This is a genomic window from Pseudomonas sp. LBUM1649, assembly GCF_059716155.1.
This window is the reverse complement of record NZ_CP166807.1, coordinates 2,892,780-2,916,631: the sequence shown is the minus strand read 5'-3', so window position 1 is coordinate 2,916,631 and position 23,852 is coordinate 2,892,780. Positions and strand designations below refer to the sequence as shown.

General features: G+C 58.5%; 15 protein-coding genes and 8 pseudogenes. 7 read left to right on the top strand and 16 right to left on the bottom strand.

The window, feature by feature from the left end:
* Nucleotides 1–356 precede the first annotated feature (356 nt).
* Nucleotides 357–1,337, top strand: a complete 981-nt coding sequence (locus ACA058_RS13690; RefSeq protein ID WP_497639550.1) for an NAD-dependent epimerase/dehydratase family protein — start codon at nucleotides 357–359, stop codon at nucleotides 1,335–1,337.
* Here ACA058_RS13690 and ACA058_RS13685 read toward each other — a convergent pair.
* Nucleotides 1,303–1,716: a MerR family transcriptional regulator gene (locus ACA058_RS13685; RefSeq protein ID WP_497639549.1), complete on the bottom strand. Its 414-nt coding sequence runs from the start codon at nucleotides 1,714–1,716 to the stop codon at nucleotides 1,303–1,305. The genes ACA058_RS13690 and ACA058_RS13685 overlap by 35 nt on opposite strands.
* Before the next feature lie 282 nt (nucleotides 1,717–1,998).
* Nucleotides 1,999–2,316, bottom strand: coding sequence for a hypothetical protein (locus ACA058_RS13680; protein WP_497639548.1), 318 nt, complete (start codon nucleotides 2,314–2,316; stop codon nucleotides 1,999–2,001).
* 145 nt (nucleotides 2,317–2,461) lie between these two features.
* On the opposite strand from ACA058_RS13680, the pseudogene ACA058_RS13675 reads away from it, so the two are divergent.
* A pseudogene (locus tag ACA058_RS13675) lies at nucleotides 2,462–3,723 on the top strand (transposase); the annotation flags it as partial.
* A 211-nt stretch (nucleotides 3,724–3,934) separates the two neighbouring features.
* Here the strand turns inward: ACA058_RS13675 and ACA058_RS13670 are convergent.
* Nucleotides 3,935–4,105, bottom strand: a pseudogene (locus ACA058_RS13670) (AraC family transcriptional regulator N-terminal domain-containing protein); the annotation flags it as partial.
* Between the two features lie 668 nt (nucleotides 4,106–4,773).
* Entirely contained in the window at nucleotides 4,774–4,968 is a 195-nt protein-coding gene (locus ACA058_RS13665; protein ID WP_497639547.1) for a hypothetical protein, read from the bottom strand.
* 86 nt (nucleotides 4,969–5,054) lie between these two features.
* Here ACA058_RS13665 and ACA058_RS13660 point away from each other — a divergent pair.
* Nucleotides 5,055–5,527: pseudogene (locus ACA058_RS13660) on the top strand (DNA cytosine methyltransferase); the annotation flags it as partial.
* Between the two features lie 644 nt (nucleotides 5,528–6,171).
* On the opposite strand, the gene ACA058_RS13655 reads toward ACA058_RS13660, so the two are convergent.
* The 5 genes from ACA058_RS13655 to ACA058_RS13635 form a co-directional block, all read right to left on the bottom strand.
* Nucleotides 6,172–6,618 (bottom strand): hypothetical protein, encoded by a 447-nt coding sequence (locus ACA058_RS13655; protein ID WP_497639546.1) that lies wholly within the window; start codon nucleotides 6,616–6,618, stop codon nucleotides 6,172–6,174.
* Between the two features lie 582 nt (nucleotides 6,619–7,200).
* Nucleotides 7,201–7,773: a hypothetical protein gene (locus ACA058_RS13650; protein WP_497639545.1), complete on the bottom strand. Its 573-nt coding sequence runs from the start codon at nucleotides 7,771–7,773 to the stop codon at nucleotides 7,201–7,203.
* A gap of 390 nt (nucleotides 7,774–8,163) precedes the next feature.
* Nucleotides 8,164–9,024, bottom strand: a complete 861-nt coding sequence (locus ACA058_RS13645) for a 4Fe-4S dicluster domain-containing protein (RefSeq protein WP_497639544.1) — start codon at nucleotides 9,022–9,024, stop codon at nucleotides 8,164–8,166.
* Entirely contained in the window at nucleotides 9,017–12,016 is a 3,000-nt protein-coding gene (locus ACA058_RS13640; RefSeq protein ID WP_497639543.1) for a molybdopterin-dependent oxidoreductase, read from the bottom strand. The genes ACA058_RS13645 and ACA058_RS13640 overlap by 8 nt, the downstream gene beginning before the upstream one ends.
* Before the next feature lie 134 nt (nucleotides 12,017–12,150).
* Nucleotides 12,151–13,065: a VOC family protein gene (locus ACA058_RS13635; RefSeq protein WP_497639542.1), complete on the bottom strand. Its 915-nt coding sequence runs from the start codon at nucleotides 13,063–13,065 to the stop codon at nucleotides 12,151–12,153.
* A 222-nt stretch (nucleotides 13,066–13,287) separates the two neighbouring features.
* On the opposite strand from ACA058_RS13635, the pseudogene ACA058_RS13630 reads away from it, so the two are divergent.
* The 3 genes and pseudogenes from ACA058_RS13630 to ACA058_RS13620 all read left to right on the top strand — a co-directional run bounded on the left by ACA058_RS13630 (nucleotide 13,288) and on the right by ACA058_RS13620 (nucleotide 15,423).
* Nucleotides 13,288–13,901 (top strand): annotated as a pseudogene (locus ACA058_RS13630) (TetR/AcrR family transcriptional regulator).
* 47 nt (nucleotides 13,902–13,948) lie between these two features.
* Nucleotides 13,949–14,386: pseudogene (locus ACA058_RS13625) on the top strand (VOC family protein); the annotation flags it as partial.
* 491 nt (nucleotides 14,387–14,877) lie between these two features.
* Complete coding sequence (locus ACA058_RS13620) at nucleotides 14,878–15,423, top strand: hypothetical protein (protein ID WP_497639541.1); 546 nt, start codon at nucleotides 14,878–14,880, stop codon at nucleotides 15,421–15,423.
* A gap of 706 nt (nucleotides 15,424–16,129) precedes the next feature.
* On the opposite strand, the pseudogene ACA058_RS13615 reads toward ACA058_RS13620, so the two are convergent.
* A pseudogene (locus ACA058_RS13615) lies at nucleotides 16,130–16,541 on the bottom strand (ATP-binding protein); the annotation flags it as partial.
* A gap of 433 nt (nucleotides 16,542–16,974) precedes the next feature.
* Between ACA058_RS13615 and ACA058_RS13610 the strand changes: the two are divergent.
* Nucleotides 16,975–17,753: pseudogene (locus tag ACA058_RS13610) on the top strand (electron transfer flavoprotein-ubiquinone oxidoreductase); the annotation flags it as partial.
* An 87-nt stretch (nucleotides 17,754–17,840) separates the two neighbouring features.
* Here ACA058_RS13610 and ACA058_RS13605 read toward each other — a convergent pair.
* The 6 genes and pseudogenes from ACA058_RS13605 to ltnD all read right to left on the bottom strand — a co-directional run.
* Nucleotides 17,841–18,179: pseudogene (locus ACA058_RS13605) on the bottom strand (helix-turn-helix domain-containing protein); the annotation flags it as partial.
* Between the two features lie 358 nt (nucleotides 18,180–18,537).
* Nucleotides 18,538–19,320 carry a 2-oxo-tetronate isomerase gene (gene otnI / locus ACA058_RS13600; RefSeq protein ID WP_497639540.1) on the bottom strand — a complete coding sequence of 261 codons (783 nt, stop codon included), beginning with the start codon at nucleotides 19,318–19,320 and terminating at the stop codon, nucleotides 18,538–18,540.
* A gap of 21 nt (nucleotides 19,321–19,341) precedes the next feature.
* On the bottom strand, nucleotides 19,342–20,802 hold the full coding sequence (locus ACA058_RS13595; RefSeq protein ID WP_497639539.1) for a GntT/GntP/DsdX family permease: 1,461 nt from the start codon (nucleotides 20,800–20,802) through the stop codon (nucleotides 19,342–19,344).
* A gap of 189 nt (nucleotides 20,803–20,991) precedes the next feature.
* Nucleotides 20,992–21,630: a 3-oxo-tetronate 4-phosphate decarboxylase gene (gene otnC, locus ACA058_RS13590; protein ID WP_497639538.1), complete on the bottom strand. Its 639-nt coding sequence runs from the start codon at nucleotides 21,628–21,630 to the stop codon at nucleotides 20,992–20,994.
* Nucleotides 21,627–22,919, bottom strand: a complete 1,293-nt coding sequence (otnK, locus tag ACA058_RS13585) for a 3-oxo-tetronate kinase (RefSeq protein ID WP_497639537.1) — start codon at nucleotides 22,917–22,919, stop codon at nucleotides 21,627–21,629. Before otnK ends, otnC begins: the two co-directional genes overlap by 4 nt.
* Nucleotides 22,920–22,946: 27 nt before the next feature.
* Nucleotides 22,947–23,852 carry an L-threonate dehydrogenase gene (gene ltnD, locus ACA058_RS13580; protein ID WP_497639536.1) on the bottom strand — a complete coding sequence of 302 codons (906 nt, stop codon included), beginning with the start codon at nucleotides 23,850–23,852 and terminating at the stop codon, nucleotides 22,947–22,949.

Here is a 23,852-nt window from a genome sequence, read left to right as displayed (position 1 = left end):
GATCCCTGCGATGAAATCCTCAGAAATCATAGCAAGGGTTTGCGAAAGCGTTTTTACACACTCTGGGCCAGAAGCAGTCGGTCGGATATGTTTAGAAAAATCGGGGGGATTCGAGTCCTGTAAGTTTAACGAGGATAATGGTGGATCAGTCTCAGTGCTTGATCACTCCCCCACCTAATCAGCATCAATATCGTGGCCTTTCCCCTATTGTTCAATTGGGATCTTCCAAGAGACGGTGAAGCCCTTTGCTGTCGCCTAAGACGGGGCCTGACTCCAGCGCTTGACTCTGTCCCTTAGGGCAACCCGCACCATGCTTTATCTGATTAAAGTACCGCCGTCAGCGGATAAGGAAATCTATGAGTACGCTATCAATGGTCACCGGCGCCAATGGGCATCTGGGCAACACCTTGGTCCGGGCGCTGCTCGCCCGAGGGCAACAAGTACGCGCAGGGGTCCGTGACCCGGAACGAAGCACTGCCCTGAACGGGCTCGACTGCCAGGTGGTACGCACCGAACTGCAGGACCCTGACTCACTGCGCCGGACCCTGCAAGGGGTGGACGTGCTGTACCAGGTAGCGGCAGTGTTCAAGCACTGGGCGAGGAACCCACAGGCCGAGATCGTCGACGTCAACGTACAAGGTACGCGTAATGTACTGCGGGCCGCCGCAGAGGCCGGGGTCCGGCGTGTGGTCTATGTCAGCTCCGTGGCAGCGGTTGGACACAACGGCCAGCGTCTAAATGAAAACAGCTGGAACAACGATCAGCAAAACCCGTACTACCTCTCAAAAGTCCTCTCTGAACGCGCCGCTTGGGACACCGCCCAGGCCTATGACCTGCCAATGGTCGCAGTGTTGCCCTCGGCAATCATCGGCCCTCATGCCACGCGGCATACCGAAACTATGGGATTTCTTGCGGCCGTGCTGGCGCGCAATCTGGTGCTGGACCCGAATTTTTATTTTAACTTTGTCGATGTGCGCGACGTGGCCGATGGCCTGATCCGCGCTGCTGAACAAGGCCGCCCCGGCCAGCGCTACATATTAGCCAATCAGCGGGCTTCATCACTGGCTGAGGTGATCGAGGCGCTCAACACGCTTTGCCCCGGCTATCGTCTACCGCGCCGAGCACCCAAAGTCTTGCTGTTGCTGATCGCCTGGCTGCAAGAACAGCGGGCACGATACACCGGTCGACCAGCCGAATTGCTGCTCAGCCAGGTGCAGATGTTTTATGGAGCGCACCAGGTTTACTGCATCGACAAGGCCATCAATGAGCTGGACTACCAGCCGCGCTCGCCGCAGAGCGCCCTCAAGCAGGCGTTTGCGCACCTGTTGGCGCGCTGATACTGGACGCAACGCCCGGCACCGACGTGGGGGCGAATTTCTGGTTGATCTGTTGTTGCAGCTCCGTGAGGTGCTGCTCCCGATTCTGCAAGGCGAGGATCTGCGCCTGCAACTCCAGGCGCTTGGCCTCGATGCCCTGATTGGCCAGCGCCAGGGGAAACGGTGCCTGATGTTGCTTGGCTGCCAGCAGCTCGCTCATCTCTCCCAGTTTGAACCCCACCGCCTGGGCTGTGCGGATCATCTGCACCAGCGTCAAGTGATGGGCCGTGTACAGCCGATAACTACCATGGCGCTGTGGGGTCAGCAGGCCCAGTTGCTCATACAAACGAATGGCTTTAGGAGTACATCCCGACAACTTGGCAAGTTCACCTATGTACATATTCCGCCCTCTCCCTCACCCAGATTCGGCCCCCAGTTTACTGAGTTCAGCCGGAAGTTGCCTTGGTGCACCCGGTGTTCATACAGTTTCCGTCAGTGTCACCGACTTGTAAGGAAAGAGCGATTTGGTTTCCATCCATGTATTGGCCACTCCCGGCCGATTTTGACGGCCTTCTCCGGCAGCTTGGGTCGATTGCTGCCTGTTGCCAATACCGTTGGCAGTGGCGGACATCGCGATGCTCAGTTCATGCGCTTAGTCGCTACTACTGCCTAATCACAGCACTCAGTCGTGCTCACACTTGACCTCCTTCTTGTACTCATCTCGCTTGGCTTCGATCTTGACCTTGCAACCACGCTCCCAGAATTCGTCTTTCCACTCGCCGCGACGCCAATGGGCGCCGTGGCCATTTGGACATTTAATTTCTTCCTTGTATTCATCGTCTTTGGATTCGACTTTGACATTGCATGGCCCGTCTCTGTACTCGTCCTTCCATTCGCCACTCTCCCGTCCACCTCGCCAATGATCCGCTAATGCTGGCGTCAACGTGACTGATCCAATCGCGGCCACCACCCACATACCAAGTACGGATCTCACGCTCATCTCACTACCTCTGCAATAAAGGACACCATGCGGCAGGCCAGACTTTTCCGAATCACCCCGTACCAGCGTCTTGTTCGTAATGTTGTGCCCGCACTGATACGACAACGATCTGCGGCCGATTTCTCCTTTAGCGAGAAGAAACAGCGACCTGAGCGACCTGCGCCATCACCTCGCCGATTTCTATAGCCCGAATGGGCGTCCGTCGATTGATCCCGAACTAATGATCCGCATGCTGATCGTGGGCTATTGCTACGGTATTCGCTCAGAACGGCGGTTGTGCGAAGAGGCCCATCTGAACCTGGCGTATCGCTGGTTCTGTCGGTTGAGCCTTGAAGATGAAGCCCCAACCACTCGACCTTTTCCAAGAATCGACACGGCCGTTTTCGGGACAGTGATCTATTTCGCTGGTTGTTTAATGAAGTGCTGCGTCGCTGCATGGACGCAGGCCTGGTCAAAGGCGAAGGATTTGCCGTGGACGCCAGCATCATCAAAGCGGATGCGAGTCGGCAGCGCGGCGTACCGGGTGATGAACCGGTCAACTGGAGCGATCCGTCCCTGAGCACCCGCGCCGTGCGTGAGTACCTTGAGGCACTCGATGAGGAGGCTTTGGCCGAAACGCTACCAAAGAGACTATCGCTGACGGATCCTCAAGCCCGCTGGACCGCAGCTCCAGGTGGCCCAGCTACGCTTACTCCACGAATTATCTGATTGATACCGAGCACTGCGTCATCGTGGATGTGGAACCCACACCGGCTCATCGCACGGCCGAGGTCGAGAGTACCAAGACCATGATTGACCGTGTCGAAGCGCAGTTCGATATCAAGCCGGAACACCTGATTGGCGACACTGCTTACGGCACCGCGCCGATGCTGGCCTGGATGGTGGAGGAAAAAGACATCGAACCGCACGTGCCGGTGTGGGACAAAACCGAGCGCAAGAACGACAGTTTTTCGAGCAACGATTTCCACTGGAATGAAGGCTGAGGAATACCGCTGTCCGGCCGGCAATGCATTACGTAACGAATGGCGAGCCTTCAAGAACAAGCGTTCGCACGTCACCAAAGCCAACACCATCATCTTCCGATCCCGGCAGACCGACTGCGTTGCCTGTCCGATGAAAGCCAAGTGCTGCCCGAACACTGCGTTCCGAAAAATCGCTCGCAGCGTCCATGAAGCCGCGCGTGATGTGGCTCGGCGCATTGCAGCAACGCCGGCGTATCAGCGCTCTCGCCACGAACGTAAAAAGGTCGAAATGTTGTTTGCCCACCTCAAGCGCATACTGAAATTGGATCGCCTGCGGCTACGAGGCATGAGTGGCGCGACTGATGAATTCACGCTGGCCGCCGCGGTGCAGAACCTGCGACGGTTGGCCAAATTTAAATCTCAAGGGCTACCAGTCACGGGATAGGTGTGTCTGCACTAAGCAAAAAACCTCAAACTAACCCAATAACAGAGCAGCAAAGGTCAACGAAGAACCGAAAAACCACTCAATGTGGTGAGTAGGTTCTCCAATGGTGGTCGTGCCTGAGTTCAGGCCAGCTGAAAATCCGACTTTTTCAACAGAATCGGTCGTCTGCAGCCCTTCACGACAGGCAGAAATCGGTCACCAGCGCCCGCTACACATCCGCTTGCGGGCCTCGCGACGCAACGAACAACAACTCGCGCACGCGTGAAGGCCCCATGATCTGCGCCTCCAGCGGATCGTGCAGACAACGCAACAGTCGCTCCACGCAACCGCGCATGCCGTCGTCGAGCACCACCGACGTCATCGACACCGGCGTTTGCGCTGCTGTGGCTCAATGTTTTTGGACCATGATGTAGGAGCGTCGAATTAAGGAAGCATCATGGGATATAGGGTTGTTAGCGCTGAGGAAAAGCGGAGGTCATTTGCTTGGTCGTGGAGATGAATTACTCCGTACCTAAAGCCTGTGAGCTTACCGGGGTGGGCCCTACAGCTCTGCGCCGTTGGGTTGGCCGCTGGCGCCGGGATGAGAATTGGGATTTAGATACAACTCTGGACTGGTGAGCCCAGGTGCATGTACGCCCGAGGCAGGCGCGCAGCTATCAGCCATCACGCTGAATCCATCTGGTTGCCAGTTCGATACCGCGGCGCCTAGCCTCGCCAAATGTGCTCCAAGTGCCTATTTCCTCGCCGAGTTTTATCGGCTTCTCCCCGTCATTCAGCAAAATAACGATCCCGATGGGGGCTGAGTTCGTAGGCTCGTCCCAAAGGAAATCGATCGTCGCCCGCTCCCCATTGGGATGGACGTAATCCACCGGTCCTTGTCCGATCAGTTCCCAAACACATATCGATCTCCCTGAGTCCCGGATCTGGGCCTTCAAGCAATAGACTACAAACTCGAATCACGCCACCCTCACCTATTGCGCTGAACGCCGAGGCAAGGTGCTGCTAACGTTTACCGCTCGCACCATTTCGTAGCCAGCCCAATCCCACGCCTCATTGCTTCTCGAAGCTTTTCCAGGGCCAGCTTTCTTTGGCTAGCAGGATATCGTCACCACCGGATCGTTCCCAAACACGAATTCCAATCGACGCCGGGTTATCCGGTTTTCCCCAGATGAAATCAATCTTCGCTCTTTTTCCGTTTGGGTGGACGTAATCCACAGGATAAGGCCTCTCTACCAATAAGCTCATTCCGACCTCTTTGTTATACGGCCCTGCGCCGAGATATCAACCAATAGGCCACAAACTCGAATCACGCCAGCCGGCGAGGATCCAGCATGGAAATCACTTACGGATCGATCTGCTCAGGCATGAGGCTGCGACCATGGCTTGGCACCCGCTCGGCATGCGCGCCACCTGATTCGCCGAGATCGAGCCATTCCCCAGCGCGGTGCTGGACTACCTCACCACACCAAACCTTGGCGACATGACCCGCCTCGCCGCCCTGGTGTTGGCTGGCAAGATCGCGGCTCCGGATGTGCTGGTCGGCGGGACACCGTGCCAGGCCTTTAGTGTCGCCGGCATGCGCCAAGGTCTTCTCGATCCCCGCGGCGCCCTCACCATCAAATACGTGGAGCTTGCAGATGCAACTGGCTATGTTCGAACCAGTCGCGGTGAGCCCGAAGTCGTTGTCGTCTGGAAAAACGTACCCGGCGTCCTCAGCGATAAAGGGAACGCCTTCGGATGCTTTCTTGGCGCGCTTGCTGGGGAAGACTGCGAACTGCAGCCTTCAGGGAAAAGGTGGCCGGATGGCGTGGAATGCGTACCCGAATCGCAAACAACCCATGCCGGCGATCGCGGCGTGGAACAGCTTGTCGAGCATACCGCTCCTCACCTTCCCGCCCAATAAGCACCAGATCGCCCACAGCACTATAAGGTCGCAGGCGTTGGAGTTGATAAAAAATCCCCGCTCACTGGCGCGTTGATGGCTCGGTGCTACCGTTCAAGTCTGTTCAACAAAAAACGGTGCGCGAAAAATGCTGAGATCACGATTGGTTGAATCCGGACTTTACGAAGCAGAGAGCAAATCTGGACAGCGTTATACGATTGTGGCGGAAACTCGTCAACTCAGTTTCAACACTAATGAGTCAACTTCGACTTCGTGGCACAACGGCCCGATTTATTACCGCACCTTGGATCATAAGCCAGTTTTTTGGGTGAGCAATCAAGAGTTCACGATCGTACATACGGGTGAAATTGTTACGCGACTTTAAATCTGCCGTCTTGCGAGGGGTCTTCGTGACCACCTCGCTGCGCTCCAGTAGCCCAGCATTGAGCGCTACCGCCCAAAAACGAAAAAAACCGCCGCAGTGGCCGGATTTTGAAATAACGGTGCAAGTTGCCGAAAGCAAAAATACTAACCATGACGAAATGGTGCCGTCAGCCGAGCGGAGGTCAATCCTTGTAAATCAAAACAAAATCTTCAGCGGCAACAGACTCGCCCCGGCCTAAAAAAACCACTGGAACTCCCTGGAAAGTCCCTCTGAAAAAATCGGCACTGGTCGTGATCACCTCCGTCGCTGGCTGCGACCATATCTGCAACTGAACTACTTTCTTACCCTCAAGCGCTGACTGAGATAGAGCGCACAATATTCTTTCTTTCATGCTGCCTCCTTCATTAGATAGATCACCGCTGCAATAGGGATTAGCACCATCCGGTCGATATCCTCGCAGCACTCGAAGCATAGCTGGATAAATCCCTCCCAGAAGCACCGAAAATGCGCTAGGGGTCTGAATTACAGGCTGTAGCGGCTTAAGACTCATCGGCGAGCCGGAACTGAATTCTATCGGCGCGCCAGGCGTATTTACTTCATCGACCGGCACACCGGTGAGATCCGCCAAACGCAGATCTTCGTCGCCGTCCTCGGTGCGTCTAGCTACACCTTTGCAGAGGCAAGCTGGTCGCAGCAACTGCCCATTTGAACAGTCATGATAGGCAGAAATCGGCCAAAATCAGTCACTCAGATGCCACAATTCAGCCGAGTTCGTATAAGCCAACGAAACCTCTAGCATCGGTTTTTGCCCAGGTTGCAGTTCCTACCTCGTACAGCCGCTATCATTTCCGACAGTTTTAGCCTTCGTGAAACCGTTCTTGATCAGCGCGGGTGCGGTGCTCGCATACCTTCAGCGAGTGTTTCCCCCGAGGGGCGATGTGCAGTGGTTTAATAAACCGCCCCCCTTCAAAAAGCCAAGCCTTACGCCTTCGGCAACCTTCAAATAGTTTGGGTAGAGGCCAACTGATTTTTTTACACAGTCTCGGCCAGTAGGGCGGTTCGAGTGGCAGCGGCGCCGGGACGGGAGCTGGTTCAAGCGGTGGCGGTGGCGGTGCCGGTGGCGGCAGCGGCAGCGGCAGCGGCAGCGGCAGCGGACAATGACCACCATGGCTCGACAAACTCCAGACGACCGGCTGCACGTTATTGATAGCTACCCCGGCACCGAGGTTTTTTGCGCAGCCACACTCCCCGCCCTACCGGCGACTGCAAGTGCCACGCAACAAGCCAGTAACGAGAATGCGGCGAATGCGCCCATCACATGTAGATAAGGCAATACGTGATTCCAGGCTCGAGCCACCCCCAGGAAAGCGGCGAATAGCCAACCGCTCATGGAAAGCGCACCCAATAAGGCGAGCCGCGTGCGACCTGCACTGCGCAGTGCGACGAATGGAGCCTTTTGCAGCAGCGGGAAGCCGACTCGATGCAATAACGCACCGTTCAGGCCAAGCAGCGCGACGACAGTCACCTTGGCCCAGAGTTTCTGATTGAGCAGATACGCGTCGCCTTCATTGAGATAACCCTGAAGCACCAGCAACAGTCCGCTTGCCCAAAGGGCCAGCAGTGCGAGGGTGACGATCCTCTGAGTTTCATCAAGGTACTCAAGCCTCGCCTGGTCCAGTATTTCCTTGCGCCAACTCCAAAGCTTGTGATCCGCCTGCAACACCCTCCCCAGGGCAATACACGTAGCGAGCAGATGACCGTATACGAGAAGCATTTTGAGCATTGCCTTGACCTTATTATTGTTTTGGCGCTGCGTTCCCTGCTTCGCGGAATTGAAAGCGAATGATACAAATTTGCAAATGCATTTTCAAAATGAGCATTCACTCAAAGGTGTTGGTACCGACCGCGATACAGCTGTCGTCACACGTAGAGGCGACCATTCCTGTGGCGGATGAATGTCGCCGGTCGGCAACCACCACAACACTGTTGTTCGAATGCAGGTCTCTGCCGTCCCGGTCAATCTTGACTCGAAGGTTCGGAATTGGATCGTGTAATTTAGCCGTCTGTTGAAAAGCCAGAGCCCGTTTGGCTCTGGCAGATAGAAAGCCCTCCTCTTCAAGCCAGTCCGAGCCCAAGCCGATACGTGGACTCGACCTCAAACAAAACAAGCTTTTCAGCTAATGCAATTCTGCTGGCTGGTCACCAACAGGATCTCTCCAAGATAGATGCTTTCGTCGAGCTCGCAGTCGCGTTCCGCCAACTCCATGCCGTGGCGAACTTCGATGCGATAGCCGCCGCTTTTCTTGGCCAGGCCGCCGAAGCGGAAGTCGCCAAAGGCATCGCTGTACGTAACCGCAATGCTTTTGCCGCCCTGAATGAGCGAGATTTCGGCGCCGGCGACGCAATCGACCACGCCGTCAACACGCGCGCTAATGCTGCCACCGATAAAGCAGGTGTCCCAGCGCTCCAGCCCCCGGTAATAGACCCTCGGCTTCGCGTTCAGCTTGGGTAGCAGCACCTGCAGCCCTTCGTCGCGCGCCTTCGCCTGCATTGCCTTGTCGTCGAGCTTCACCGCTTCAAACACGTCCGTCGGACAAACCTGCTCGCAGCGCGGGCCTTTCCAGCCGCCGTCGAGCAGATGGGCGTCAAAGATCCAGGTTTGAGGTAGCTGCTGCTCCTCGTTCCAGACGATAGCCTTGTATGGGCAGGAGCGAACGATGTCCTTGCGGCCTTTAGCCTTCACCGGATCAATTACGACGATGCCATCAGCACGCTTCTTGATCGCGTCGCCGCCTACCTTCATGCACGGCGCAGCGTCGCAGTGGTTGCACATCACCGGCAGATAGGTCGTCTCAACCATCGGAGCCGCCCCCTGGACCCGCCGCAGGATGCGGATTGGCGCCTCACTGTCGAGGGAAGCCGGCGCCGCGTAGCCCGGATAGTCGTTGCCAACGTGCTCGTCCCGCTCGGCGAGCACGCAGTTGTAGCAATTCTCGCAACGCCCGACGCTGACGATCAGATTCCACTTACTCATGGGCAACTCCTGCTTCGGCACGGCTGCGTTTGAAGGTTTCGGCACCTTGCCATTTCTCGATCTGAACCAGGCATGAATTCGGACTCATGCTGCTGGTCCCCTGGGTCTGCGGCCGATCCGGGGTGAGGATGTTCATACAGCCGCCGATTTCCACCGTTTCGCCGGCCACTTCCACCATCTGGAACTCCGCGCTGGCCTCGTAGGACTTCACCACTCCCGGAACCACCAGGGCCGAGACGTCGGCGGCACAGATCACCACCCCGCGATCGTTGTAAACCTTAACCAGGTCACGCTGCGAAATGCCGCGGGCAGCCGCATCGGCAGGGCTGATGCGCAGCAGCCAGAAATCGTGACCGGCAATGCGAGCACGATGGTCCTGCACCCGACTGGTAACACTATTCTTGCCGTCGCTCGACGTGTGGAAGCTGTAGCGCGAATGGGTGGCAATCATTTGCAGCGGATACTTGGCGACCAACTCGGTTGTCCCTAGTCCTTCCCAGGAGGGGATGTAACGGTTTAGCGCCGGCCGGTCGGGATTGTCCTGGGTGTGGCGCTTGAGGATTTCGGGAACGAACTCCAGCTTGCCGCTGGGCGTCTGCAAACCCTTGCCGAATTCCTCCGACCACTGGGATGGCAGCGGATGCGGCTCCGGCACGTCTTTCGGACGCTCTTCGGCGAACCAGCGCATGTCGACTGCCGGGCGCAGTTCGGGCTTTTCCGCCGGGACGACGTAATAGCCCTTGCGGCAGAAGTCGGCCCACGAAATATGATCCGGCAGGTCGGATGAGTCGAAGACCCGTTTGGCCCAGTCGAGCTCGCTGCAACCCTCGGTGAATACCCCGCCCAAGTTCAGGCGTTCGAGGATGGCCGTGAAGATGTCGTAGTCCGAGCGAGACTCGCCGAGCGGCTCAATGCACTTGTGCTGCATCGTCATGACGCGATGATTGACCAGGGTGTAGCCATGGTGGGCATAGCCGCCTGAGTTGCACCATTCGCCGATGTCCCAGCGCTCCAGCTGGGTGCAGGCCGGCAAGATGATGTCGGCGAACTGAGCCTCTCCCTCCATCCAGATCGACTGGTTCACGACGAACTCGATGCTGTCGTGGCGGTAGGCATCGATCCAGCGCCCGGAGCGGGTGACCGTACTGAGGGATGAGCCGCCGTAGCGGTAGATCATATGGATGGGCGAATAACCCGGCATCGGATAGGTGAAGGGCGCGAATTGCGCCTCCTGGGACATGCCGTCCCACAGATAGCCAGTAGCGTGGCCGTCGATGATCGCGTCGGGCAGTTGCTGGCGCGGCACCATCTGCTTGACCGGGTTCATGGTCAGAATGTGCGGCATACGCTGATAATTGTTCACGGCGTTGCCGGTCCACATCAGGTCGCCGGATATCCCGCCGTCGGCATAGCCGGGGAAGTAGAAATGATGGTCCACCGGCGTACCAACCTGCAGGCAGCCGAAATTGACGCCGGGTTTTCCCCAGCCCTGCATACCCATCATCATGATCATGCAGCGCGCCCACTGCTGCCCGGTTGCACCGCGACAGGCGCCGCCGAAGCCATTCCCGGTCATGCCGGTCGCCAGATAGACTTTCCGGTTGCCCCACTTGCGGGCCAGGGCACGCGCGTCCTTGGCCGGCACGCCGGTTTCCCCTTCTTGCCATTCAGGCGTCTTGGGGATGCCGTCGGTATCGCCCAACAGATAGGCTTTCCACTCGTCGAAGCCGGTCGTGCGGGTGGCGACGTAATCCTTGTCGTACAGGCCTTCAACGGCCCACACGTACATGATCGCAGTGGCCAGCGCGGCATCGGTCTGCGGCCGGATCGGAATCCAGCGCCCGCCGAGGAGCTGCGCCGTCGGGTTGTTGTGCGGATCGATATGGACGAACTCGATGCCGAGTTCCTTGGCCCACAAGCGGCGTGGCGTGCCCTCGAAACCGGCATAGGCGCCGTTGGTGCTCTCCGGATCGCAGGACCAGAAGACCATCATCTCGGCTTCCTTGAGGCAGTCCTCGATACCACCGTAGCCGGCCGGCACGCCGATCCGCATGGAATTGCCGAAATGGTGCATGGCGCCCCAGTACCAGCCCTCCCAGCTGTCCGGGTTGGCGGCGACACGGGTGAAGCCGATCAGGTTGGCGAAGCGCGTCAGCGAACTGAGGTAATAGCCGACATTGCCCCACTGGTGGTGGGACGACATCGGGAAGGTGATCGAGCCGGGCCCGTGAACGCGCTTCTGCCGGTTTATTTCCTTGGCGACGATAGTCAGCGCCTCGTCCCAGCTGATGGGCACGTAGGACGACTTGCCCCGGTTCTGCGGATTGCGCTCACCGTCGGGGTCGAAATCGACCCGCTTCATCGGTTGGAGAATGCGCTTTTCCGAGTAGACCAGAGACTTCAGTGACAGGGCGTGCGGCGCTACCAGCGCGCGGCGTTTGGGCCGGAAGGTCTTGCCCCGCGCCTGCAGTTCCCAGCTCGGCGCATCCTTGTCGTCCAGTTCGAGCGGCGTGACGCGCTGGATCCGCCCGCCCTTGACATAGACGAACAGCGGGCCGCCATTGGTGCAGGTGGTGTAGCGGCGTGTACCGTCGCGCATCGGCAGCCCCATCTCCAGACCGATCGTCTGGCTCATGCTGAGCGTCTGCGTGAACCACACAACCAGATGGTCCGGACCTTTGGCGATGACCTTGAAATTCTTGGCCGCATGGACGATCTCGCCCATGTCCGGATTGGGCATCATGAATTTCAGCGCTGTCGGCAGGTCCTTGAACAGGATGCTGACATCGGCCTGCGCCGCTGTGCCGGCGCGCGTCGTCACCTTGCCGCCTTTGAATTGCAGGAAGCGGCCGATGCTGCCGTCCTGCAGTCCCATATAGGCGGTGCAATTCTTCTGCTTGAGCCGGGCGCGGAATTGCGGATGTTTGCGGGCGGTGAAGCCGATTACCTTCGGCAAGGCGAAAAGGATTGTTTTTAGAAGTATTTTTTTCATTCAGGTTGGCACCGGTGTTGGAAATTTTTGAGGTGCTCCAGCGGAACGACGTCTCGGATTCAGTAGCGGTGGGGGAAGCCGTCCGATTTGCGTACCGACTTCCCCCACCCAGGATTAACGTTCTTGCGATGAGCTCACAGGCCGGGGAAGGCCGGCCCCCATTGAAGTAGGGTGTCGCGGCCGAACGAGCAGAGCTGTGTCGGCGTGTCCTCGTTGACCATGTCGCCGTCGGAAAAATGCTCCACATGGAATCCGGCCGGATCAGTCCAGTAGTCGAAGATCTGGCTGCCGTGGAAGTGGCGGCCGATGCCCCATCGGTGCTTGTACCCCTTGTCCTGCATCAGCATGTGCCCTATGCCGACATCGTCAAAGTCGCGGCATTCGAAGGAGGCATGGTCCAGGCCCGCTGCCTTCGCCCCGACGATCGCCAGGGTGTGGTGGTCGGTCCATTCCAGCCCCTTGTCCAAGTGCATGAAGGCGGCCAGCACGTTGGTCTCGTTGCCGTCGTGGATCAGCTCGGAGGGTTTCATACCGAGGTTCTTGCCGTACCACTCGATCAGTTGCTGGGGCGCCGGCGAGAAGACGGCCAAGTGACCAAGCCTCTGCACGTTCGAAGGGCCGTACACGGGGCGCTGGTAGCGGCCGAGCCGGTTCTTCCCATGCGCATCGTTCCAGGCGATGGGGGCGCAGCCGCAAGGCAAGGGCTGAAGGCGCCGGGCGCCAAAAACAAACTCCAGCCGACGGCCGTCCGGGTCGGTCGTATGGAAATATTTGCCGCCGCCGGGATGTGGGCAGTCCTCGACGTCCGCGCTGAATCGGGTAGCAAGTTGGATGAGTGCTTTCTGGCTGGCGACGCGAAAGCCCATGCCGACAAAAGCGGCCTCGCCTTGCGTGGTCACGTAGGAAAAGGGCGCATCGCCATAGGAACGCAGATAGAAGGACTCCCCCTGCTGCGCCACATCCAGCAGGCCATAATCGATCATGAACTGACGGACTGCAGCCAGGTCGGGGTGGCGAAAGATGACGTATTCGATATCGTCGATGAGCATTTCTTATTCTCCTAACTAAAGGGTGCGCCAAGCCTGATCGCTTGAAAAATCATCAAGCCTAACGGGGGAGGTCCTGGTTTACATCGATGGGCCGGCTTAATGGCCTGCCGGGAGGCGAACCAAAAAGCACGATAGAGATGAACACGCGTGTTCACTATGTCAATCTATACAAATATGGAAACCCTTCATTGACCCCTGTCATATCCATCTAGACATCCAGTCTTGGAATCCCTGAATCCAACACAGCGCCGCATTCATCAAGCCGCCTTTCGTCTGTTCGCGGAAAGAGGCACTTCACAAGTGAACATCCTCGACCTCGCGCAAGAGGCGGGTGTGGCGCGCGGTACGGTCTATAGCAACATCGACAGCATGGAGAGCCTGTTCGAGGCAGTCGCCAGCCATCTCGCAGGGAGATGCACGAGCGCGTCAAGAAGAGCTTCAATTCAATCTCCGATCCGGCACAGCGTCTTGCCAATGGTATTCGCCTGTTCATTCGTCGAACTCACGAGGACTCTCAGTGGGGGGCGTTCATACACAAGTTCGCCATGAGCAATTCCGCGTTGCGCGAAATGTTCAGCAGCCTGGCGACCCAGGATCTTCTCAGTGGGCTTTCCAGTGGACGGTACAGGTTTCAGCAGGAGCAATTGCTCTCGGTAATGACGCTGATATCGAGCAGTGTCCTTGGCTGGATTTTTCTCGTGCTGGAAGGTCACAGAACATGGCGCGAATCAGGCTCGGACACCGCCGAGCTGGCTTTGCGGGCTTAGGGTGTGCCACCCGAGGAGGCGCGTGCGTTGGCGGCCATTGAGTTGTCGGCACTTCCATCGCTCGACTGAACTCGTAACCGACTTGACTGGACGATCCCCGGTTTTTCAGGGGTTCGGAAAAGCTCGCTCGAATTCCGGGTGCGTCACCGGTCGCGAAATCGGACCATCCGGGTGGCGGCTACTGCGTCAGGCTGACCGATCCTTCCGGTTTCGTAGTGGAAGCTGTCTGCGACCAGACCCCAGGTGAAACGCTGGCACACCGGGCACCTCTTGCCTGGAATCTGGCGCATGAACAACCGCGAATCAACGCCACGCCGCCGATTGCTCCGCCTGAAGTGCTGAGACTGGGTCACATCGTGATGGAAGTGGCCGACTATCAGGCGACCCGTGCCTGGTACACGCAGCATTTCGGGTTTATTCCGAGTGATGTGCAGGTGCTTCCCGACGCCACGCCGATCGTCGCTTTCATGCGCCTGGATCTCGGCGAAATGCCTGCGGTGCACCATACGCTCGTGATTGCGCAAGGGTTCATGGCGACCTATAGCCATAGCGCCCAACTGCCGCACCCATACGCAGATCGGGCCGTCCTCGGTGTCGTGTATCGAGAAGATGAACCATCCATCGCCGGCCGGCTTGCTCGGCACCCAGGCCGTGCAGTCGCAAGGACCCTCATCAGCCTAGGTTTCGAAAAGACCTTTCGGACCGTCGCTTTCCATCTCGGAGCAGAAGACCTCAAGGCCTTGCTCCGCGAACCACGTTTTAAGAATCGCGTCTTCGTCGCCATCGCGCGGCCACGCCGGGTTAGTTTGGAGTGTTGTTTAGGCATTTTATTTCTTGCCAGCCCGCTGATCCGGGAAAAGCATATTTTTGGAGTTGCCTTTCTGGAGTGCGTATACATATTCGCCCAAGGTATAGCCAACCACTTGTTTAGTTCCCAAGCAGCGAGATACGGTAGAGCTGGAGAGAGGTCGGCCACAGGGCTGATGTACAGCGAACGCGAGTCGCGAGACTCGAAACTGCCAACGCAGGACAATCGGGTAGTACGATGAATAAAAAATCATCACCAGAGCAGCACCTTCAACTCCGGGTACGCGAACTTGGGCAGTTGTTCAACTCGATGGATCCGACACCTTTTCTTAACAAAGATCTTGATCGCGACGCGGAAGCGTTCATCGAGACCTGGGCGGAGCAATTCAAGTCAAACTGCCAGCTCAGGATTACAATCCACCTTGAGCACCTGCCCGCAGAAGTCGATCCAAGCGCGATCATGGTCGAGGCAATCCACAATTACTTTGATCATAAAGCAGGTCTCGTACGCGGTGAGTTGAAGCTTCTCCTTTGGGAAGGACGTATCAGCCTATTGATCGGCATCGCCTTTGTGAGCCTGTGCCTGATCTTGGCCGATGTTAGTCGTCAACTTGACGCTGGCGCTGTCGTCAACATAGCGCGCGAAAGCCTGGTGATCGGTGGCTGGGTAGCAATGTGGCGACCGATGCAGATTTTTCTATACGACTGGTGGCCGCTTTTACGATCGATTCGTGTCTACAAGACCATAAGCCATGCACATGTTCGAGTGGTGCAAGGTAAATAATGCCTACGCAAGCTGTAATTCGATCTCGGGCAGGCCAGTCATTGGCCCGCGTAGATGTGCTTCATGCTGCCACCCGCTGCTGTTCCTGACGCAGCGCTTCCTGCACCGCCTCGATGATTCACTGCAGGTACGTGAACTTGTGGTTATCTTCTTTCGGCGCGGTCACCGACGGGGTGTGCCAGAGGGTGTAATTAGTATGTGTAAACGAGCAATCAGCTTGATACCAATGAAGCTGTGCTGGCGGGGTTCTCAGCATTTCTCCAGGCGGTCGATCAAAGTGATACGGAAGCAGCGGCTCGTTATGCGGCGGCCGTTTTATCCGCTTTGCAACCCCTAGGATCTCTGGCAGGGGCAACAAGTGGTGCACTTCGGTATCCAGTCGGTGTTGCGGTATTTCGCCCGTCGTCGCATGTGTTCGGGCGTTGGCGACCTCCATCAACCAAGGGCCAATCTTGCTGTTCGCGACCTCAACGTCCAACAGCAAGTTGACCTGGATAAGTAACGCGGCCAGTGGCACTACGAAGCCGCGAGCCCGGCCCGCTGATCGAGCAGATGTTTGTCCTGGGCCTGCTGCCCAATCTGCAAGGCCAGGGTGGTTACCCTGCGGATTCCACGCCATCCGGACACTCAGCCCACCAACATCCGGACACTCGTTCCACGCTCATTCGGACAGGCAGTCGGAGCGCAGCAACGCGGGTTTGCATTGTTAGTCTGAAGTCTCTGTCGCCGTCAATTTCGTTGCGCGTCTGCGCATCGATTCGCCCTTCAGTTCGATCCGATAAGCGTTGTGCACCAGCCGGTCGAGGATCGCATCGCCCAAGGTCGGATCGCCGATCAGTGCGTGCCATTTGTCCACTGGCATCTGGCTGGTCACCAGCGTCGAGCGGTTGCCGTAGCGGTCGTCCAGCAGTTCAAGCATGTCGCGCCGTTGCGCAGCGGTAAACGGCGCCAGGCCCCAGTCGTCCAGGATCAGCACGTCGGTCTCTGGCATAACCCGCCATCAGTTTCGCGAAGCGGCCGTCGCCGTGGGCCAGGCCTAGTTCTTCCATCAAGCGCGGCAAGCGCAGATAACGCACGCTGCAACCGTCGCGGCAAGCTTTGTGGGCCAGCGCGCAGGCGTCTCTATGATCGCAACGACGGTTTGCCCATTGAAATTTATTGGTGAGCCGTTAGTGCGTGCAAATATTGAAGAGAGAGTTTCTTCCATTTTCAGTACCCGGGATTCTTATGTCACTGAGTCAGAATGATTCAGGCGAGATTAGCGTGTCTATAAGGTAGGGGTCATGAAGGGCTGCTTTTGGCCGCTTTCTGCCGGTCGTCACTACCGCGTGTGCTGGTCAAATCCAATGCAAACGACTGGTCAGCACGAGTGCAATTGACTGGTCAGTGGCAATGCAAATGGGCGGTCAAGTCCATGCAATTGCGCACGTGGCTTTGCTTCGAGCTTCTCCCGATGCGCTGCGGCCAAGGGGAACGGTGGTGGGATTCCGATAAAGGCATGCAGTCGGATTTTAAAATTGATTAGCAAGGTGAGATCGCCGGACGCTTACCCTGGATGGCGGCAAGCGCATCAGCTACGGCTCCCGCGCCATCTGCAAGGGCGGCCTGAATTCGCTGCCGAAAATGGTTTTCAAGGGCGGCGCGCTGATCGGTTGCGACCTTGGCACCCTGAACTTCGCCAAGATCAAAGGCAGCCACATCACGATGAAGTCCGGTATGCTCGCCGCTGAATCCGTGGCTGAGGCGCTGTTCGCCGAGAAGGATGACACCGAAGAGCTGACCACTTACGTCGACGCGTTCAAAAAGAGCTGGCTCTACGACGAACTGTTCGCCAGCCGCAACTTCGGCCCGGCGATCCACAAGTTCGGCGCCATCGTCGGCGGTGGTTTCAACTGGTTGGACCAGAACATCTTCGGCGGCAAATTGCCGTTCACCCTGCACGACAACAAGCCGGATTACGCTTGCCTGAAGCTGGCGGCCGACTGCAAGAAGATCGACTACCCGAAACCGGATGGCAAAATCAGCTTCGACAAACTGAGCTCGGTGTTCATCTCCGGTACCAACCACGAAGAAGAGCAGCCTTGCCATCTGAAGCTGACCGACCCGAGCATCCCGATCGCCAAGAACCTGCCGCTGTACGATGAACCTGCCCAGCGCTACTGCCCGGCCGGCGTGTACGAAGTGGTGACCACGTAAGACGGCGAGAAGCGCTTCCAGATCAACGCCCAGAACTGCGTTCACTGCAAGACCTGCGACATCAAGGACCTGCACAGAACATCACCTGGGTGGCGCCGGAAGGTGCTGGCGGCCCGACTTACCCAAACATGTAAGTTGAATCGCTGAACAACAAGGCTCCCGAAATGGGGGTCTTTTTGTTGCCCGGGATTTAAGCAACAACACAAAATCAATGTGGTGGATCAGGCAGCGCGTTCGTCGCCCGGACTACGCTCGAAGTACCGCTTGTACTCCCGACTTAACTGCGACGTACTTTGATACCCGACCCGATGCGCCACCTGCGCCACACCCAACCCTTCCGCCACCAGCAACGTCTGCGCCTTGAGCAATCGCAAGCGCTTCAAATACTGCACCGGCGGCGACAACGTGCTGCGCTTGAAATGCTCATGAAAAGTCGACGTACTCATGTTCGCGCAACTGGCCAGCGTCTCGACGTTCAACGGCTCGGTGTAGTGGGCATGCAAATGACTTCTCGACGCCGCGATACGGGCAAACTGTCCCCGCTGTTCCAGGAGTTGCCGGTGGTCGTAGCGATGGCAAATGAATAGCTATGCTTTTTCTGATGTCGAAATTGACCGAGCAGAATGGGCTTTGCGTTCAATGGTTTATAACTTGCCGGTTGCAGGAGCTGAGAGCACACGGTTACTGTCGTGACAAATCGCCGCCCGGCAACAGCTTTCGCATAGGTCGACAAACCTAACGGCGAGCTTGCATCTGCTGTTGGGCAGCACGGGCAGAGAGTTACTACCACAGACCTCCCGTATGCGGCGCAACTCTCGGCTTGTGGTCGAGTGGGATCGCCAGTTATGCAGCGGCCTCCTTAGTCGTCATCAAAGGTGAGCAACGAATAACGGCTCAATGGATTAGTTTTTCTTGCGCTTAACGCGATTTCCAGTCTCGCAACCACTGCAATCCGGTCGAGGTGTTGCCACGCGGCCGGTATTCGCACCCTACCCAGCCGTCATAGCCCAACTGATCGATCAGTTCGAACAGGTAGGGATAGTTGACTTCTCCCAGGTCCGGTTCATGCCGGTCCGGCACGCCGGCGATCTGGATGTGGCCGATACCGTCGAAGTCCCGACGCAGTTTAGTGGCCAAGTCGCCCTCGACGATTTGGCAGTGGTAGCAGTCGAACTGAACCTTCAGGTTACTGGCGCCCACTTCCTTGCAGATGGCCTGGGCCTGATCCTGCCGGTTGAGGAAAAAGCCCGGCATGTCCCGTGTATTGATCGGCTCGAGCAATACCGTGACGCCTGCCTGGGCCGCTTGGGCGGTGGCGTAGGCGAGGTTGTCCAGATAAATGGCGTGATGCCGTGCCCGATCACTCTCGGAGGGCAGCAGGCCGGCCATGACATGGATGCGTGAGTTACCCAGTACCTCTGCGTATTCCAGGGCGCGATCAAAACCGCTACGAAATTCACTCTCCCGGCCCGGCAATGACACCGTGCCCCGCTCGCCCGCCGTCCAATCACCGGGCGGCGCGTTGAACAGCGCCTGCACCAGGCCGTTGTCGCTCAAGCGTTGCTTGAGTTCTTCAGCGCTGTAGTCGTAAGGAAACAGATACTCCACCGCTTCGAAACCATCAGCAGCCGCGGCGGCGAAGCGATCCAGAAACGCATGTTCCGGGTAGAGCATGCTGAGGTTGGCAGCAAAACGAGGCATGGTAGCTCCTGAGATTAAGAGTTAGACAAAGGGCCAGATCAGCAGGGTAATACAGAAACCCAAGGTGCCGAGCAAAGTGGTCAACACCGTCCAAGTGCGCAAGCCGTCGGCCACGTTCAGTCCGGACAGCTTGGTGAAGATCCAGTAACCGGCATCATTGATATGGGACATGGCCAACCCGCCACCGCCCATGGCCAGGCACAGCAGGGCCATGTGGTTCGGGGTGAGATTGAGGGTCGCAATCAGCGGGCTGATGATGCCGGCAGTGGTCACCAGCGCCACCGTGGTCGAGCCCTGCACCGCGCGCAACAGCAGGGTCAGCAGAAAGCCCAGCGCGAGCACCGGCAGACCGGTGGTGCGCAGCATATCGGAGACCACGGCACCGATTCCGGTATCCACCAGCACCTTGCCAAACACCCCGCCGGCACCGGCAATCAAGATCACCATGGCTACACCGGGCAAGGCCGAACCAATCACATCCGACACCTGAGTGCGACTCCAGCCCCGACGCGAACCCAGCAACCACGCACACAGCAAGGTGTCGATCAGCAGTGCCACCAGCGGCGCGCCGAGCACGGTCATGACGCCGCGCAAGGTCGATTCGGCAGGCAGCAACGAGGTGGACAGTGTCCCCAGCAGAATCAGAATGATGGGTAGCAGGATCAGGCTGACGATCAGGCCAAACCCCGGTGCGGGTGCTGGCGGCAACTTGGAAACGATGCTGCTGGTGGACTCTTCCAGGCCCATGTGCGACACGGCCACAGCCGCTCGCTCAGTGCTTTTTTCGTTGCCATTGGACCAGGCGGCCAGATCTTCGTTGGTGACATGCGGGCCATAGACCTCGGCACGGATATCGTCGGTCATCGGGTACACCCGACGCGTCATGCGTCCGGCCACGCGGTAGCCGACGTAGCAAAGGAACGCAGTGATGGGCAGACCGAACATCAGCACGCGGCCCAGGTCCGCGCCCAATTGACTGGCAGCAGCCACTGCGCCCGGGTGCGGCGGCAGAAAGGCGTGTACGGTCAACAAGGCAGCGCACATCGGCAGCGCAAACACCAACAACGGCTTACGCGCACTGCGCGCAATACCATAGGCCAGCGGCATCAGGATGATCACGCCGACCTCGAAGAACACCGGCACCCCGACCATGAAGCCGGCAATCGTCAACGCCAGCGGCGTACGTCGGTTGCCGAAACGAGTAATCAGCGTCTTGGCCAGCGCCTCGGCACCGCCGGAGAGTTCGATGATCCGCCCGATCATCGCGCCCAGGGCAATGATGATCGCAATATGACCCAGGGTCTTGCCCATGCCGCCTTCAATGGTGGCGACCAAATCGGCCGGCTTCACCCCGGCCACCAGCGCCACCAGAATGCTCACCAGCATCAAGGCCACGAATGGCTGAAACTTGTACTTGAGCACCAGGAACAACAACAGAGCGATCCCGAGCCCCGCGGTAACCAGCAGTATTAACGGGCTCATTTCACACACCCTTCACGCCGGGTGAACGAAAGGTTTCCGCCACTGGATCTGAACATGCCGCAATGAAGATGAGTCATGCCTGGTATTCCTCTTGTTATTGTATTTTTTGGCAAGCCTCGGGCATCGAGAGTCGCTGCGCGTCTCCCGGTCAGGGCCTGCGTTATCGATCTGTCGTGTTAAGCCAACGCCTTACCAGTGCGCACCAAAAGTCTCTCGCAACTCGTCCAGCGCCGCCTGATCGAGCGGTTCAGGCTTGGGGTTGCTCATCAGCCAGAGCCGCGCGGTTTCCTCGAGTTCCTCCAGGGCGTAGCTGGCCCTGGAGACCGAACTCTCCCAGACCACCGGGCCCAGTCGTTCAAGCATTACGCCACGAACGTTGTTGGCCAGCCGGGCAACCTGTTCGGCAACCTTCGGCGAACCGGGTCGCTGGTAGCCAATCAACGGGATATGCCCGACTTTCATGACCTGATACGGCGTCAGCGGCGGCAGAATGTCATCCGCCTGCCAGACACCGGCCAGTGTCAACGCCACCAGATGCGTGGAGTGGGTATGCACCACGCCGCCGACATTCGGGTTGCGGTCGTAGACCTGACGATGCAGCGCCAGGGTCTTTGAAGGCTTGTCACCGGACACCCATTCGCCGGCCAGGTTGACCTTGGCGATGGTCGCCGGATCGAGGCGCCCGAGGCAGACGTCGGTCGGTGTGATCAACCAGCCGTCGTCCAGGCGTGCGCTGATATTGCCGGCGCTGCCGACGGTATAACTGCGCTCATAAAGGCTGCGGCCGACCTGGCAGATTTCTTCGCGCAGGGCGTTTTCATTGCTCACTGCACACCCCCGGACAGTTGCTTCAAGGCTTTGCTGAAGAAGTCGCGGCCACCGAAGTTCCCCGATTTAAGTGCCAGCGCCAAAGGTTCATCCGTACTGCTGACAGTCGCCGGCACACCCGGATCAATCTGCGCGCCGATCTGCAGCAGCTGTACGCCCAACGCCTGAACCACAGCGCCCGAGGTTTCTCCGCCAGCGATCACGAAACGGCGCACGCCGTTCTGGCGCAGCCCTTGTGCAATTTCGCCAAAGGCGTTTTCCACCAGACTGCCAGCCTGCTCGACACCCAGTTGCTGTTGCACCGACTTGACCTCATCCGGGGAGCTAGTGGCGTAGATCAATACGGTTTGTTCGTTATCACGGGCGAAGGTCAAGGCTTGCGCCACCACCGGTTCACCCGCAGCCAGGGCCAACGGATCAATCCGCAGCGCCGGCCGGCCGGCTTCGAGCCAGGCAGCCACTTGCCCATTGGTGGCGATCGAAGCACTGCCGGCCAACACCACTTCCCCGCCGAACACCGCTGGGAGTTTCGACGCGTCGAGGTCGCGCAGCTTGCCGGCACGACGGAAATTTTCCGGCAAGCCCAGGGCCAGGCCCGAGCCACCCGTCAACAACGGCAGATCGGTACAGGCGGTACCGAGGGTGTACAGATCGCTGTCCGACAAGGCGTCAGCGATTGCCATGCCGACACCTTGAGCCCGCAACTCGACGATTCGCGCACGCACCTGCTCAGTGCCGGCAGCAATGGTGTCGTAGCGCAACAGCCCGACATTCAGGCGGGTCTGCGATTGCAGGACCCGAATTAGATTGGCATCGGTCATCGGCGTCAGCGGGTGATGTTGCATGCCCGACTCGCTGAGCAACTGATCCTGCACAAACAAGTGGCCGCGGAAGATCGTCCGGCCATTCTCCGGGAACGCCGGGCAGGCCAGGGTGAAGTCGCTACCCAATGCGGCCAGCAACGCTTCGCTGACCTGGCCGATATTGCCGGCCGCAGTGGAGTCGAACGTCGAGCAATATTTGAAGAAGATCTGCTCGCAGCTTTGGTCGCGCAGCCAGGCCAGCGCGGCGAGGGACTGCTCGACCGCTTCGGCGACCGGCGTGGTACGCGATTTCAGCGCAATAACGATCGCATCGGCGTCAAGCCCGGCGGCTACGTCTGCGCTCGGGATACCGATGCTTTGCACGGTGCGCATACCGCCGCGCACCAGCATGTTGGCAAGGTCCGTGGCACCGGTGAAATCGTCGGCGATGCAGCCCAACAGCGGGCGTGCGGTGGAGGTAGTCATGGGGTGTTCCTCAAACGGGCTCGGGCTTCAAACGGACTGGGGCTTGGCAGTCGGCAATTCGATGCCCGGAAAAATCTTGATCACTGCCGAGTCGTCCTCACGGCCGAAGCCGGCACTGGACGCCTGCATGAACATCTGGTGAGCGGTGGCCGACAGCGGCAGCGGGAATTTGCTGGCCCGGGCGGTATCCAGCACCAGGCCCAGGTCCTTGACGAAAATGTCCACCGCGGACAACGGTGTGTAGTCAGCCTTGAGAATGTGCGGTACGCGGTTTTCGAACATCCAGGAGTTACCGGCGCTATGGGTAATCACCTCATACAAAGCATCGGCATCGACCCCTTCACGCAGGCCCAGCGCCATAGCCTCGGCAGAAGCGGCGATATGTACCCCGGCGAGCAGCTGATTGATGATTTTGACCTTCGAACCCAGGCCATGGACGTCACCCAGGCGATAAACCTTGCCGGCCATGCCCGCAAGGATCGCTTCGGCCTTGGCATAAGCGTCAGCCGGGCCCGACGTCATCATGGTCATCTCGCCGGCGGCAGCCTTGGCCGCGCCACCGGAGATCGGCGCGTCCAGATACAGCAGGCCGTGCTCGGCCAGACGCTGACCAAGGTCCACGGCGTAGGTCGGGGCCACGGTGGCGCAGCCGATCAGCAGACTGCCAGGACGCAAAGCGGCCACGGCACCACCCTCGCCAAACAATACGGTCTCCGTCTGCTCGGCATTCACCACGACCGTAATGATCACGTCGCACTCGGCGGCCATGTGTACGGGCGAAGCGCACGCCACGCCGCCCTCGCTGGCAAACTGCTCCGCCACCGTCGCTCGCACATCGCAGGCATGCACATTGAAGCCGCTACGTAACAGCGAGCGGGCAATGCCCAGACCCATCGCGCCCAGACCGACTACACCGACATTCTTGTTATTCAT